General features: G+C 60.5%; 10 protein-coding genes. 7 read left to right on the top strand and 3 right to left on the bottom strand.

What is annotated here, in order from left to right; all coding sequences use genetic code 11:
* The first annotated feature begins 266 nt into the window (after positions 1 to 266).
* A complete protein-coding gene (locus LAO20_10735; GenBank protein MBZ5531897.1) occupies positions 267 to 683 on the top strand; it encodes a DUF393 domain-containing protein in 417 nt (138 codons plus the stop codon).
* Between the two features lie 13 nt (positions 684 to 696).
* Here the strand turns inward: LAO20_10735 and LAO20_10730 are convergent, their stop codons facing one another.
* The 3 genes from LAO20_10730 to LAO20_10720 all read right to left on the bottom strand — a co-directional run bounded on the left by LAO20_10730 (position 697) and on the right by LAO20_10720 (position 5798).
* Positions 697 to 2130: a sigma-54 dependent transcriptional regulator gene (locus LAO20_10730; GenBank protein MBZ5531896.1), complete on the bottom strand. Its 1434-nt coding sequence runs from the start codon at positions 2128 to 2130 to the stop codon at positions 697 to 699.
* Positions 2102 to 2488, bottom strand: a complete 387-nt coding sequence (locus LAO20_10725) for a response regulator (GenBank protein MBZ5531895.1) — start codon at positions 2486 to 2488, stop codon at positions 2102 to 2104. Before LAO20_10725 ends, LAO20_10730 begins: the two co-directional genes overlap by 29 nt.
* Positions 2489 to 2564: 76 nt before the next feature.
* Entirely contained in the window at positions 2565 to 5798 is a 3234-nt protein-coding gene (locus LAO20_10720) for a PAS domain S-box protein (protein MBZ5531894.1), read from the bottom strand.
* Positions 5799 to 6381: 583 nt separating this feature from the next.
* On the opposite strand from LAO20_10720, the gene LAO20_10715 reads away from it, so the two are divergent.
* From LAO20_10715 to LAO20_10690, 6 genes are read left to right on the top strand one after another with little or no spacing between them, the layout of a single operon-like run.
* On the top strand, positions 6382 to 8412 hold the full coding sequence (locus LAO20_10715) for a HAMP domain-containing protein (GenBank protein ID MBZ5531893.1): 2031 nt from the start codon (positions 6382 to 6384) through the stop codon (positions 8410 to 8412).
* 18 nt (positions 8413 to 8430) lie between these two features.
* Positions 8431 to 8916, top strand: a complete 486-nt coding sequence (locus tag LAO20_10710; protein MBZ5531892.1) for a chemotaxis protein CheW — start codon at positions 8431 to 8433, stop codon at positions 8914 to 8916.
* Positions 8917 to 8939: 23 nt separating this feature from the next.
* The gene (locus tag LAO20_10705; protein ID MBZ5531891.1) at positions 8940 to 9845 is read left to right on the top strand and encodes a protein-glutamate O-methyltransferase CheR; all 906 of its coding nucleotides are present in this window, start codon (positions 8940 to 8942) and stop codon (positions 9843 to 9845) included.
* A gap of 29 nt (positions 9846 to 9874) precedes the next feature.
* Positions 9875 to 11959, top strand: coding sequence for a chemotaxis protein CheA (locus tag LAO20_10700; protein MBZ5531890.1), 2085 nt, complete (start codon positions 9875 to 9877; stop codon positions 11957 to 11959).
* Positions 11956 to 13035 (top strand): chemotaxis response regulator protein-glutamate methylesterase, encoded by a 1080-nt coding sequence (locus LAO20_10695; protein MBZ5531889.1) that lies wholly within the window; start codon positions 11956 to 11958, stop codon positions 13033 to 13035. The genes LAO20_10700 and LAO20_10695 overlap by 4 nt, the downstream gene beginning before the upstream one ends.
* Positions 13036 to 13061: 26 nt before the next feature.
* Positions 13062 to 13499: a response regulator gene (locus LAO20_10690; GenBank protein MBZ5531888.1), complete on the top strand. Its 438-nt coding sequence runs from the start codon at positions 13062 to 13064 to the stop codon at positions 13497 to 13499.
* The last annotated feature ends 3 nt before the right edge of the window (positions 13500 to 13502 follow it).

Here is a 13502-nt window from a genome sequence, read left to right as displayed (position 1 = left end):
CTGTGTTCCCCTCTTGCGAACCCCTGGCTCGCTGGGGGCGAGCTTAGCTGAAACACTTAAATGCACGACCCCGGCCAAACTCCCCTGATGAGTAACTCGTTGATTCTGCGCATCAAAGGAGGTTTTCCAGAGGCGGCGACCGCCCACTTTGTCTCAAGATGAAACAAGAATCTCACTTTCCGGCCCACAATTGGCCGCTCCCTGGCCGACGACGAGAGCGTGCGCGTCGGTTCCCGGGTCTGCTAACCTAGAAATAGAAGATGTCCATGAATGCCAGTCCTGACAAGCCGGTGGTGATCTATGACGGCGCCTGCGGAATCTGTGCAGGCAATCTCAAGTGGCTGTATCGCCTGGACACGCTCAAGAAGTTTGACGCCACGCCCTATCAGGCCGACGACCTGCTGAGAATCTTCCCCCACTTGAATCTAGAAGAGTGCGAACAGACCATGCACCTGGTCTTTCCCAACGGCAAGACCTACACTGGCGCCGACGCTTTCCGCCAGATCTTTCTGCGCATGCCGCTCATGTTTCCCGTGGGACTGCTCCTGAGCATCCCTCCGCTGCCCTGGGCGTTGCGCAAGCTTTATCCGATTCTGGCCCGCAATCGCTACCGCATTGGCGGGACGTGTGAGGTCCCCGTGGCCGACCCCAGCAAAGCAGAGCACGCGGTCAAGCCCAGATAAGTAACGGCGCGGGCTATGACGCCGCGGCGGTACGTTTTCCCATAGCAATGTTGTAGCGCTTGAGTTTGCGATACAGAGTTGCACGGCTGATCCCGAGCATCTTTCTGGCCAGCGCTTTGTCGCCGTGCACCTGCTCGAAGACCCGCTGGATGGTAGCCCGTTCCAGTTCTTCCAGGTCGCTGTCGTTGTCCGAAGCCGGACGATCGGAGTCTCCCGCGAAGGTTTCAGGTTCCGCGGCGCGATGCGGCTCGCGCGCCCGCAGTGCCGGCGGCAAATCTTCCACGCCAATGGTGTCCTGGCTGCCCAGGGCCACCGCGCGCTCAATGCAGTTTTCCAGCTCGCGCACGTTTCCCGGCCAATCGTACTGCAGCATGCACTTGTTGGCGTCCGGCGAGATGGTGATGATCTTGCCCGGGGCAAACTTGTCCAGGAAATAATGCACCAGCGCCGGAATGTCCGACTTTCTCTCCCGCAGCGGCGGCAGATGCAGTGTGACCACGTTCAGGCGGAAGTAAAGGTCTTTGCGGAACTTGCCTTCTTTGTAGGCTTGCTCCAGGTCACGGTTGGTCGCGGCGATCACGCGCACGTCCACTTTGACTTTCTGGTTGCTGCCCACCGGCCGGACTTCTTTTTCCTGCAGCACGCGCAAGAGCTTGGCCTGCAGCTCCATGGAAAGCTCGCCGATTTCATCCAGAAAGATGGTGCCGTTGCTGGCGGTCTGGAACAAGCCTTCCTTGGACTTGTTGGCCCCGGTGAACGCGCCTTTCTCGTAGCCGAACAGCTCGCTCTCGATCAGCGTAGGCACCAGGGCCCCGCAATCCACGGCGACAAACGGCCGCTTGGCAAACGATCCGCGATAATGCACGGCGCGCGCTACCAGTTCTTTGCCGGTCCCGCTTTCCCCGGCGATCAGCACCGGCGTGCGCGTATCTTTCAGGCGGGCCACCATGCGAAAAACGTCCTGGATCTTGGACGAAGAGCCAACGATTCCGGTGAGTTCCATTTCCGCGTTCACGCGGTCGCGCAGGAACTGGTTTTCCGCCACCAGCTTGACCTTCTCTTCCATGCGCTGCAGCAGCAATTTGAGCTCTTCAATGCGGAAAGGCTTGGTGATGTAGTCATACGCGCCCAGGCGCATGGCCTGCACCGCGGTTTCAATGGAAGCGTGGCCGGTCATGATGGCGATCTCGCTGCGCGGCAGGAGCTGCTTTACGCGCGGCAGGAACTCCAGGCCGCTCATGTTGGGCATCATCAGGTCAGCCAACACGATGTCCGGCGCGTAGGTTTCCAGAAAGCCCATGGCGGCTTCCGCGCTTTCGGCTTCCTTGCAATCAAACCCCAGAGACGCGCCCACGGTCACGCAGAGCCGCCGGATACTCTGGTGATCGTCAACAATCAGGAAGCGGACGCGCAAATCGTCATTCACAGCTGGAATTTGCCTTTCCAAAAATCTTTTCCACTGTCCCCATCAGTTCCTGGACGCGGAACGGTTTCTCAATGTACGGCACGCCGGTGCTGACCAGCGCCTTCATGGTGTCTTCATTGACCGTGTCGCCGGTGATGAACAGCATTCGGTTGCTCAACTCCGGCCGGTGGGCCACGATCCAGGCATGCACGTCCGCCCCGCTGGCCCCGCCCGGAGTACGCATGTCTGAGATGATGCCGCTGAAATGCTGCGTCTCCAGCAGGCGCAGGCCCTCGGCCGCGGAATTGGCCGTGGCGCAGACATAGCCGTTGCGTTCCAGCGCCATGCGGACAAAGTCCATCACCGAGCGTTCGTCCTCAATCACCAACAGGGGTAACAATTCCGCAGTCGCATTCTTGTTCGAACTTGCTTGGTTCACTCTTGCTTACTCACGCTTTCTGGCCCCGCTTTCGCAACTACTGCCTGGCTCCGGCCACCGTCATCAGTTTCAAATCAGCCTTGGTCCGGACGGGCAACCGCACACTGAAGGTGGCCCCCGGCATATCTTGATTGTTGGCGCAAAGGATCTCGCCTTCGTGCTCGCGCACGATTCCGTAACAAATGCTCAATCCCAGGCCTGTCCCCTGGCCCACTTCCTTGGTGGTAAAGAAGGGGTCGAAAATGCGCTCGGGATGGCGGATGCCTTCACCGTTGTCATGGAACAAGATTTCCAGCCAGCCGCCATCGTGCAAAGTTTCAATTTCAATCACGCCGGGGCGTCCGGTGGCGCGGACCGCGTCATAGGCGTTATTCAGGATGTTCAGGAAAACCTGCTGCAACTGGTGCGAATCGCCGATCAGCTCCGGCAGGCGCTCATTAAACTTCTCGATAATCTGCACGCCGTGGTTGGAAAAATCGTAAGCGCGCAGGGCGATGGTCTTGCGCAGAATCTCATTGATCTGCAGGCGCTGCCGCTGCGGCGGGCGTTGCCGGGCGAAGCTCAGCAGGTTCTGCACAATTTCCTTGGTGCGCTGCGCCTCTTCCAGGATGACCTGAAGGTCTTTGCGCGCGCTGCCCGGGACTTCAGGGTTTTCCATGAGCAAGTCAGAGAAGCCCATGATGGCGGTGAGGGGATTGTTCACTTCATGGGCCACGCCGGAGACAAGCTGTCCGACGGCCGCCATTTTCTCGGTGTGCATGAGCTTGGCCTGGATCATGGACGCGTCGGTGATATCGGTCATCAATGCGACCACGCTGGTCACGTCGCCGCTTTCGTCGCGCATGGGGCTCAGATTGATGGAGAACTTTCCCTGCGAGCCGTTGCCGCGCACGATCATCACTTCCAGGTTGTCCACCTGCATGCCGTGCAGCGCGGATTCAAAGCCTTCCGCGAACATCGGCTTGTGCTGCGGCGCGACAAAACGGTCCAGGCGGTGCCCGACCAGTTCACTTTGATCAAAGCTGCCAGACTCCGCGCACCGCCGGTTGGCGTAGCTGACCAGCCCCGCGGTGTCGGCGACCATGATCATGGTCTGGGTATTGTTGAGGATTTTGCCGGTGAAATCGCGCTCGCGCTGCAACTGCGCCTGGAAGTTCTTCACTTCGGTGATGTCCAGGAACACGCCGCGATACTGCAAAGTCTTGCCCTGGCCGTCGCGCACCACGAAGGCATTCTCCAGCGCGTGGATGATGGAGCCGTCGCGGCGGCACAGCGTGACCTCAAAATTACGCACCGCGCCGTTTTCATTCAGCTGGCGAAGGATCTCTTCCCGCTGTTCGGCGGAAAGATAAACCTGGTTGGTCAGGTCCAGACGAAGCAGCTCATCGCGGCTTTCGTAGCCCAGCATGCGCACCAGCGCGTCATTTACTTCGATGAAATGACCTTCCGGTGAAGCGAAGAAGACGCCTTCCTGCACGTTGTCAAACAATTCGCGATAGCGGCGCTCGGCCTCGCGGCGGTCGGTGATGTCTTTGAGCACATGGACGGTCTGCAAACCTTCATCCAGCGCCGCGTGGATGCGCGAGGTGGAGACCAGATAGCTGCGCTCCAGCACGGGATGCAGGTATTCGTCCGAGTCGCCTTGCTCGCGGCAGAACGGACACGGGTGCGGCGAATCAGAGGTGATGGCGGTGAGCGCGTGCATGTTCAGGCCAATCAGCTCGGCCGGACGCACGCCGATAAACTCCGCCAGCGAGCGGTTGACCTTCAGCACCTGGTGCTGCTCGTCATGCACCACGATGAAGTCGGAAATGGAATCAAAAATTTCCGCCCATTGCCGGCTGGACTGGGTAATGCGGGTAAACAGCCGCGAATTCTCCAGCGCCACCGACGCATGCACGATCAGCGCCTGCAGCAGGTTCAGGTCGTTGGGCAACAGCTCACGGCTGATATCGGCCAGCGCGAGGATGCCGAGCAAGTCCGACTCGGTGCCTTCCAGGCGGACCAGCGTTAGGCTGTGCCAGCCCAGACTTTCCGCCAATTCAGCGCCCAGGGCCTGCACCCCGCTGCCGGTAATCTTCATTTCAGGATTGCTCTCGGCAAATGCCGACAAGGCGCCGTTCAGCCGGCGCAAGAGGTCGCGCTCCGGCTTGTCGCCATAAAAGCAGACGCTCTCAACCTTGTTGCGTTCGGCCAGGGCCAGCACCGCGTTCTTGGCGCCGATCATGGCGGCCACGCGCTCGGTAAAGTTCTTGACGAAGTCCGGCAGGCGCAACGCCGAGCCCAAGTCCAAGGCCATCTCCATCAGGTCTTCCGCGCGCTTCTTGTGATGGTCGGCAACCTGAAGGTTGTGTCCCGCTTCCAGCGCCATGGCAACTTCGCCGGCCAGGGCGCGCGCCCGCCGCAAGTCTTCTTGCGTGATAGCAGGCTGGGTGATGGCCGCGTGTTCTTTCTTGTCTTTTTCCGCCAGGCCCTTGTCCAGAAAACCCAGCACGCCGAAAGGCTGGCCGTCGCCGGAGACGAGAGGTACGCCCAGGTATTGCTGGGCTTTGCCGTGCCACTTGAGCAGTTGGTTTTTTTCCGGTACGGGCAACTGGCTTACGTCGTCGGAGAGGCAAGGTTCCCTGGTTTCCAGCACGCGGCGACCGGCGGCGGTAAATTCGAGATCGAGCTTTTGCGCGGCGCCGTTGCTCGATCCCCAGCGCAGACGGCACCCGCCGGCTTCGATCAAGGCGACGAAGGCGCGCTCAAAGCCCATGAATTCCGCGGCGCGCACCACAAACTTGTTGAGAAACGGACTTAGGCGTCCCGCGCTGCCCAACTCAGCGGAAATCTCCAGCAACTGGTTGAGTTCGTTCTGCTGCGCGGCGCTCACGCGCGACAATTCGGCGCTGTCCAGGGCCAGGCGCGCCATGTTGCCCAGCACCTGGAAGGCAGATATCTCCGAGGGCGCAAAAACCTCTCGTCTCACCACCAGCAAGGCGGACGAGGTTTGCGAGGTAAGCAACGGCAGCCCCATGCCGTGGTAGATTTTTTGGCCTTCGGAATCGCGATAGGAAAAGCGGAAGCCCAACATCCGCTTTTGCTCCATGGCTTGCTTGGCGAACGACGTGGCGTGGGCCAGCAGCGCTGTCGTTCTGCTTCCTTCTTTCATCGCGGGTGACACGGCGGCCAGCTTGTAGCCGGCGCCATCGCGGACCACAACTCCAGCCACGTTGACGGCAAAGGTCTTGCGCGCGGTTTCCGCCACAAACTCCCGCAGCGCTGCCAACTGTCCGCTCAACGCGGATAACTGCGCGCAAGACTCCAGAACTTTTTCAATCGGGGTCCCGGCCTTCGGCCTCCCTTTCGCCGGGGATGTTGGGCGGATGGGTCGAGCTTTCTTACGCGGCTTCATTCAGGTTTAGGCGACCTCTGGTCTGTTCGACCACTCAACTTCTTCGCGGGGGAACCCTGAAGTTACCTTGGAATCTCATTTTGAGTCAATAACCAATCGCGCAAGCAGTATCAATGAGCAAAACGGGAGGTCAAGTCTCATGCTGAGACTTCGGTGTGAGCGCATGATGCCTTGGTGAGACGATAGCTTCGGTTGCAAGCGCTATGGCCACACCAGCGTCCGACCGGATGTCATGTCGCCTGCTTATTTTCAGGTACTTGCACGTCATACATGCCGAAAGGACTATGACCATCCGGGCATGGCACTGGCCTTGCACTTAGAACGACGGGGCAATCCCTGACTTGTAGAAAGCCCCATCCTCCATGGCCGGCTAGACAATCCCGGGCCGGGTCGTGGACGGAAAGAAAACACGCGAAGGCTGCAGAATCGGCGCCGGCGCGTGGAGGTTGGAAGAAACATGCATACCATCGGCGGCAAACTGTACGTCGGCTTCGGCTCGATCCTGGTGATCGTGCTGGTGATGTCCCTGGTGACCCTGGGCACAGTCTGGCACGAGCAGTCCACCAAAGCGACCTACCAGAAATCCATTTACATGGTGGAGGGAGTCTCCAAGCTGGAGAAAGCCCGCAATGACAACCGGCTGCGCTTGCGCAACTTTCTCCTGAACGGCGATACCCGGGAAGCGGAGTCCCTGACCCGCGGCCTGATGGACGTAAACCAGCGCATCATGGAACTGAGAGAACCCAGCGCGTCGCTGGGCGACAACTCCTCCCAGGCCCGGCAGTTGCTTGACCGGCTCTCCGAGACGGAAAAAGACTGGGTGGCAACGTTCGCCACTCCGCTGATTGAAAAACGCCGCCAGGTGGATGCCGGCAGCGCTACCGTAGCCGAATTGCAAATCGCTTATCTGCAGTCCACGCCTTCTCCCGAACAACAGAAAAAAGAAGAAGAGGCCATGAGCCAGCTCTACGCGATTGTGAAAAGCGCTCTGGCCAACGCGGAAGCCTCAGACCAGACGGCGAGTTCCCTGATCAAATTCATGACCTTGCTGGGGATGGTAACCATCATGGGCCTGGGCGCGTTCATCGCCCGCAATGTGGCCCGCTCCATCACCACCCCGCTCTATCAGCTCATTGCCGTGGCGGGGCAAATTGCCGACGCTGGAGACCTGGACCAGAAAGTTGAGATCAAAGGCGCGGACGAAGTGGCGCAACTGGCGCACACCTTCAACAACATGGTGCTGTACCTGCGCGAGATGGCCGGACTCTCGGAAGCCATTGCAGGCGGCGACCTCTCGGTGGAGATCACCCCGCGCTCCAGCCGTGACACGCTAGGCACGGCCTTCCGCGAAATGACCCTGGGGTTGCGCAGCATGGTGAAGAACGTCCGCGACAGCGCTTCGCAAGTGGCCGGCGGCTCCACGCAGGTGGCGCAATCCTCTGATGATTCCGCCAAGATCAGCGTGCAGGCCGCGTCCGCCATTGATGAAGTCACCAGCACCATGCATGAGATGAGCATCAACGTGCAGAACATGGTGAAGAGCACGCAGATGCAGGCTTCCAACGTAAGCGAGACCTCGGCTTCCATTGACCAGATGGTGGCCAGCATCCAGCGCGTGGCGGACACTGCCAAGGTCCTGCTGGACATTTCGCAGCGTTCGCGCGACGAAGTGCACAGCGGCATTAACACCATGGAGAAGGCCACCGACGGTCTGAGCCGCATCAATTCGGCCATCAGCTCGTCGGCGGAGATCATCTCCGCCCTGGGCCAGCGCGCCGACGACATCGGCAAGATCATCGGCGTGATTGACGACCTGGCGGAGCAGACCAACCTGCTGGCGCTCAACGCCGCCATTGAAGCGGCCCGCGCCGGCGAACATGGCCTGGGCTTTGCCGTAGTCGCCGACGAAGTGCGCAAGCTGGCGGAAAAATCCGCGCAGTCCACGCGGGAAATTTCTGAACTCATCCAGAGCATCCAGAAGGAAGCCCGCAAGGCCGTGGAGAACATGGAAAAATCCACCAGCATTGTGAACGAAGGCATTTCGCTGGGCGGGGATTTGAGCAGCGCGCTGAAGAAGATCTCCAACGTGGTGTCTGAAGTTTACAAATTCGCGCAGGAAATTGGCGCGGCCACCAACGAGCAATCGCACGGCTCGTCACAGATCGCCAAAGCCACCACGCGGCTCAATGAGATCACGCATGAGATCAACTCGTCGGTGGAGGAACAGGCTTCCGGCGCGCAAGCCGTGGTCCGCGCCATGGAAAAGATGCGCGAACTGGTGCAGCGGTCTTCGTCCGGGTCCACGGAACTGGCGGCCTCGGCGGAGCAGATGTCCAAGATGTCCCGCACCATGCTGGACTCCATGGACCGCTTCAGCCTGGAAAACGCCGCCAACGGCAATGGAAATGGCGATGGCCGCAACGGATCTTCCGTCCGCGGCGAGCGCAACGGCCGCACGCCAGAGATGGCCGGCGCGACCTACAACTAACGTCCGGAGGAAGATGGCATGGCCAGAGAACTGCATATCGTCGGCTTCCGCATCGGACGGGAGACATTTGGAGTGCCCATTGCGCTGGTGCATGAGATTGTGCGCGTGCCGGAGATCACGGCGGTCCCGGATTCGCCGGGCTACGTGGAAGGCGTGATCAACCTGCGCGGCAAGATCGTGTCGGTGCTCGACCTGCGCAAGAGGTTCGGAGAAAAACAAGTTGTCAACACCAAGAAGAACCGCATCCTGGTCAGCGAAGTGTCGGGCAAAATGGTGGGACTGATTGTGGATTCGGCGTCCGAGGTAATCAAGCTTCCGGAGAGCGACGTGCAAGCGGCGCCCTCGGTTTTTGAAGACGGTGAATTGAATTACGTGACCGGGGTGGGCAAGCTGCAGGGACGCCTGATCATCCTGGTTGACCTGAGCAAGATATTGCAGAAAGGCGAACTGCGCCGCGTGGGTGAAAACACGGAGCCCCAGCCCGCAGCCGCCGCAACGCTATAAACGAAGAGTTTCCCAGGAGTACGATGGCTACGACCAGCATCCCGGTCCAGATCACTGACGCCGAATACAAGCTGTTGCAGACGCTCGTCTACCAGGAATGCGGCATGTACTTTGACGAACGCCGCGCGCACTTCTTGCAGGACCGGTTGCAGCGCCGCTTGAAAGTCTGCGGGCTGGACACCTTTTACGCCTATTACCGGCTGCTGACCAGCCACCACGGAAGACAGGAACTTGTTTCTCTGGTGGAGAACCTCACGGTCAACGAAACCAGCTTCTTCCGCAACCGTCCGCAGCTTGAGCTTTTCCAGAAAAATATCCTGGAAGACCTGCTGCGCCGCAAGCAGGAGCGCCGCGACTGGACCTTGCGTTTCTGGAGCGCGGGCTGCTCCACGGGACAGGAGCCCTACACGCTGGCCATGCTGGTGTGCGACGCCCTGGCCTACTACTACCTGCGCAACCCGTTGCCTTTTGAAATGCCCAGCCCCAAGCCGCTGATTCCTCCGCCGTGGAAAGTGGAGGTGCTGGCTTCAGACATCAACTACAGCGTGCTGCGCACCGCGCAGGAAGCCATTTATCCGGAAAACATGATGGAAGGCGTGGAGTACGGTTACCGGCTGCGCTACTTCGACAAGGTGGGCGACCGCTACGCGCTCAAGAACACGTTGAAGGAGATGGTCCATTTTGATTTTCACAATCTCAAAACCGAGTTCCTGCCGCAGCGCAATGACGTGATCTTCTGCCGCAATGTGATGATCTATTTTGACGAAGCCGAGCAGAAACGGCTAGTCACCAAGTTCCATCGCTGCCTGAACCCTGAAGGCTACCTCTTTATCGGGCACGCGGAGAGCTTGTTTGGCCTTTCCGACCGCTACCGCATGATCCACCTGAACAACGGCACGGCGTACCAGCGGCTGGAGGTGGCGTCCTGAATTTCTTTTCTGACGAGCGGGCCGCGGAAATGCGCGAGCTCTTCTTTGAGGGCGCAGCCGAACTGCTGCAGACCCTCAACGACGTTGGCCTGGAGCTGGAGAAGCATCCTGGCGACCAGGAGATCCTGCGCGAGGCGCGGCGCACCGTGCACACGCTCAAAGGCGATTCCGCCGCCTGCGGCTTCCAGGAATTCAGCGCTTTGGCGCACCAACTGGAAGACGCGTTAACGCCGGAAGTCGCCGCGCAGGCGCGCGAAGCGCTCGCGGAAGCGGTGCTCATCGCCGCCGACACATTCAGTTCCATGCTGTCAGCGTATCGCGGCAAGCTGCAACCTCCAGCGGGAGAAGAATTGCGGCAACAGATCCTGGCGCTCACCAGCAAGCGGGCGGGAGGCGTGGCGCACAAGCTGCAGGCGCGCTTCGCCTGGAGCGAGTACGAGCAACTGGTCATCGCCGACGTGCTGGACCGCGGCGAAAACGTTTACAACATCGCCTTCAGCATTGATCCCCGCTGCCCCATGCGTACGGCGGCCATGCAATTAGTCCACAATGTGTTGCAGGAGTGCGGCCGCGTGGTGGCCATGGTCCCCGAGCAAAGCATGCTGCCCCACGATGTGGACGTAGTAGAAGCCGTGGTCGCGGGCCAGCGCACACAGGAATGGATTGAGCGGAAGTGCCGCATCCCTTCCGTGGTCTCAGAAATCCTGGTGCAGCAAGTACGCAAGACCGATCACGTCAGCGACGATGTGCTGGACATTGTGGAGCACGTAACATCTACGGACGAAGAATATCCCGAGTCGTTCTTTGCCGAGGAACAAGTCCCTGCGGCCGTTCCGGCCGCGCCCAGCGCGAGCCAAAACGCAGCGGCGCCGCAGCCGGCGGAACGCGCGGCCAGCCCCTTCTCCGCCACCAGCGAGAACCTGTTGCGCGTGGACGCCGAGCGCATTGACACCGTCATGAACTTGGTGGGCGAGCTGATCATCGCCAAGAGCATGCTGCATCAGACGGTCAGCGACTTTGCCAAACGTTTTCCCAAGGACCCGCTGAAGATGAAATTCGCTGACGCCCTGGCCTTCCAGGCGCGCATCATGAACGATCTGCAGAAGTCGGTGATGAAGATCCGCATGGTGCCGGTGGAGCACCTTTTCCGCCGCTTCCCGCGCGTGGTGCGCGACGTGGCCAAATCCTGCGGCAAAGAAGTGGCGCTGGTGATCACCGGGCAGGACACGGACTTGGACAAGAGCATTTTGGACATGCTGGCTGAGCCGCTGGCGCACCTGGTCCGCAACTCGGTGGACCACGGCATTGAGTCGCCGGCAGAGCGCATCAACGCGGGCAAGCCCGCGCAAGGCACCGTCCGGCTGGCCGCCTATCATCAGGGCAACCAGATTGTGATTGAAGCCGAGGACGACGGACGCGGCATTGATCGCGACCGGTTGGTGGGCAAAGCCGTGGAACGCGGCATCCTCAGCCAGGCCGACGCCGCCATGCTCAGCGAACAGGAAGCGCTGAACCTGATCTTCCATCCCGGGTTGAGCACCGCCGCGCAGGTCACCTCCATCTCCGGGCGAGGCGTGGGCATGGACGTGGTCAAGACCGTGCTCGACCGCTTGAAGGGCTCGGTCACCACCAAGAGCACCGCCGGCAAAGGGACCACGTTTTGTCTCAAGGTCCCCCTGACTCTGGCCATCATCAAAGCGCTGCTCTTCCGCGTGGCCGACCGCACATATGCCGTCCCGCTGGCCGCGGTGGTGGAGATCAGCCGCGCCAGAAGGAGCAGCGTCCATCGCGTGGACAACCATGACGTCGTGCAGTTGCGCGACGAAGTGTTGCCTCTGCTGTATTTGCGCGGAGCGCCGCCGGAAAATGACGGCGACGAAAAAATGTTTGTAGTGGTGATCACGCTGGGCGACCGCAAGTTCGGCCTGGTGGTGGACCACCTGGTGGGTGAAGAAGAACTGGTCATCAAGGCCCTGGACGACCATCTGGTAGCCACAGACATGGTCAGCGGAGCTTCCATTTTGGGTGATGGCACGGTGGTGCTGATCCTGAATATCTCGAGCGTGGTTTCCCGGCTGGGCCGGACGCCAGCGATGGTGGGGGCCACGGCATGAGCAAGGTCCGCGTACTGGTGGTAGACGATTCGGCGCTCATGCGGAAACTGATACCGCAAATCCTGGCGCGCGACCACGAGATTGAAGTGGTGGGCACCGCCATGGACGGCGCGTTCGGGCTGAAGAAGGTCCACGACCTCAAGCCGGACGTGATCACGCTGGACCTGGAAATGCCGCGCATGGACGGAATGGAAATGCTGCGCCAGATCATGCGGCAATCGCGCGTGCCCACCATCGTGGTCAGCGCCCTCAGCACGGAAGGCGCCACGGCAACGTTCAAGGCGCTGGCCCTGGGCGCGTTCGACTTTGTGGCCAAGCCGCATGACGCAGCGTCCGCGCACATGGACGAGATTGCGTACGACCTCATCAGCAAGATCAAGGCTGCGTCCAAGGCCAAGCGCCGGAACGGGCCGCAAGTGCTTCCGATGGATGATGCCAGGCCGGCCAAAAAGCCGCTTCCCCGCTCGCGCAAGGATCCGACCAAAATCGTCGCCATTGGCGTTTCCACGGGCGGGCCCAACGCGCTCCAGTACCTGCTTTCGAAATTGCCCGGAGACTTTCCCGGCAGTATTGTTGTGGTGCAGCATATGCCGGAAGGATTTACTGATCTGTTTGCGCGGCGGCTCAACGAATGCAGCGCCCTTGAAGTGAAAGAGGCCCAGAGCGGCGACCTTTTGACGGCGGGCCGGGTGCTGATCTGTCCCGGCGACCGCCACGTAAAAGTTCGCCGCATGACGCTGGCCGGCACGGTGGTGCTGACCGACGAGCCGCGCATCAACGGGCATCGGCCGTCGGTGGACGTGTTGTTCCGCTCGGTGGCGGCGGAGTTTGGCAGCCGCGCCATCGGCGTGTTGATGACCGGCATGGGTGATGACGGCGCCGCGGGCATGGGTATGATCAAGGACGCGGGCGGAATGACCATTGCCCAGACGGAAGAATCTTGTGTCGTCTTCGGAATGCCGAAGGCGGCCATTGAACGCGGCTTTGCCACGCGGGTGGTGCCGCTGGACGCGCTGGCGGACTCGCTGGCGATTCACTGCAATCCCGAACGCATGAACAGGACTGTGCAAGTATGAAAGACGTTGTTGCAAGGAGTGAGAATATGGACCAGTTTCCCTTATTGCTTCGCAAGGACCACAAACCGATCCGGTATCTGGTGGTAGATGATTCGGTTTTCGCGCGCAAGAACGTCGCCAAGATGGTGGAAGCCTTCGGCGGTGAAATTGCGGGCGAAGCCGGCGATGGCTGCACCGCCATCACCGAGTATGACCGGGCCACGCCGGACATGGTGCTGATGGACATCACCATGCCGCAGATGGAAGGCATTGAGGCCGCGGAACGCATCGTCCGCGCCCACCCGGAAGCGCGCATTGTCATGGTGTCTTCGGTCGGCTACCAGGAAAACATCGTCGCCGCGCTGCAAAAAGGCGCGCGCCACTTTGTGCAGAAGCCGGTGAAGGCGGAAATCCTCTACGAAGTGATCAAGTATGTGATGGGGGATGACGCCGTGGTGACCACCGCGGTCGCCCAGGAGAGCTGAGTC

The organism is Terriglobia bacterium, from assembly GCA_020072815.1.
In the GTDB taxonomy this organism is placed as follows: domain Bacteria; phylum Acidobacteriota; class Terriglobia; order Terriglobales; family Acidobacteriaceae; genus Angelobacter.
The sequence above is the reverse complement of the archived record's forward strand: the minus strand, read 5'-3'. Positions and strand labels throughout refer to the sequence as shown.

Excerpts from the sequence above, each read along its gene's own strand:
- LAO20_10735 (MBZ5531897.1), top strand. The coding sequence starts at position 267 with ATGAATGCCAGTCCTGACAAGCCGGTGGTGATCTATGACGGCGCCTGC.
- LAO20_10715 (MBZ5531893.1), top strand. The coding sequence starts at position 6,382 with ATGCATACCATCGGCGGCAAACTGTACGTCGGCTTCGGCTCGATCCTG.
- LAO20_10710 (MBZ5531892.1), top strand. The coding sequence starts at position 8,431 with ATGGCCAGAGAACTGCATATCGTCGGCTTCCGCATCGGACGGGAGACA.
- LAO20_10705 (MBZ5531891.1), top strand. The coding sequence starts at position 8,940 with ATGGCTACGACCAGCATCCCGGTCCAGATCACTGACGCCGAATACAAG.
- LAO20_10700 (MBZ5531890.1), top strand. The coding sequence starts at position 9,875 with ATGCGCGAGCTCTTCTTTGAGGGCGCAGCCGAACTGCTGCAGACCCTC.
- LAO20_10695 (MBZ5531889.1), top strand. The coding sequence starts at position 11,956 with ATGAGCAAGGTCCGCGTACTGGTGGTAGACGATTCGGCGCTCATGCGG.
- LAO20_10690 (MBZ5531888.1), top strand. The coding sequence starts at position 13,062 with ATGGACCAGTTTCCCTTATTGCTTCGCAAGGACCACAAACCGATCCGG.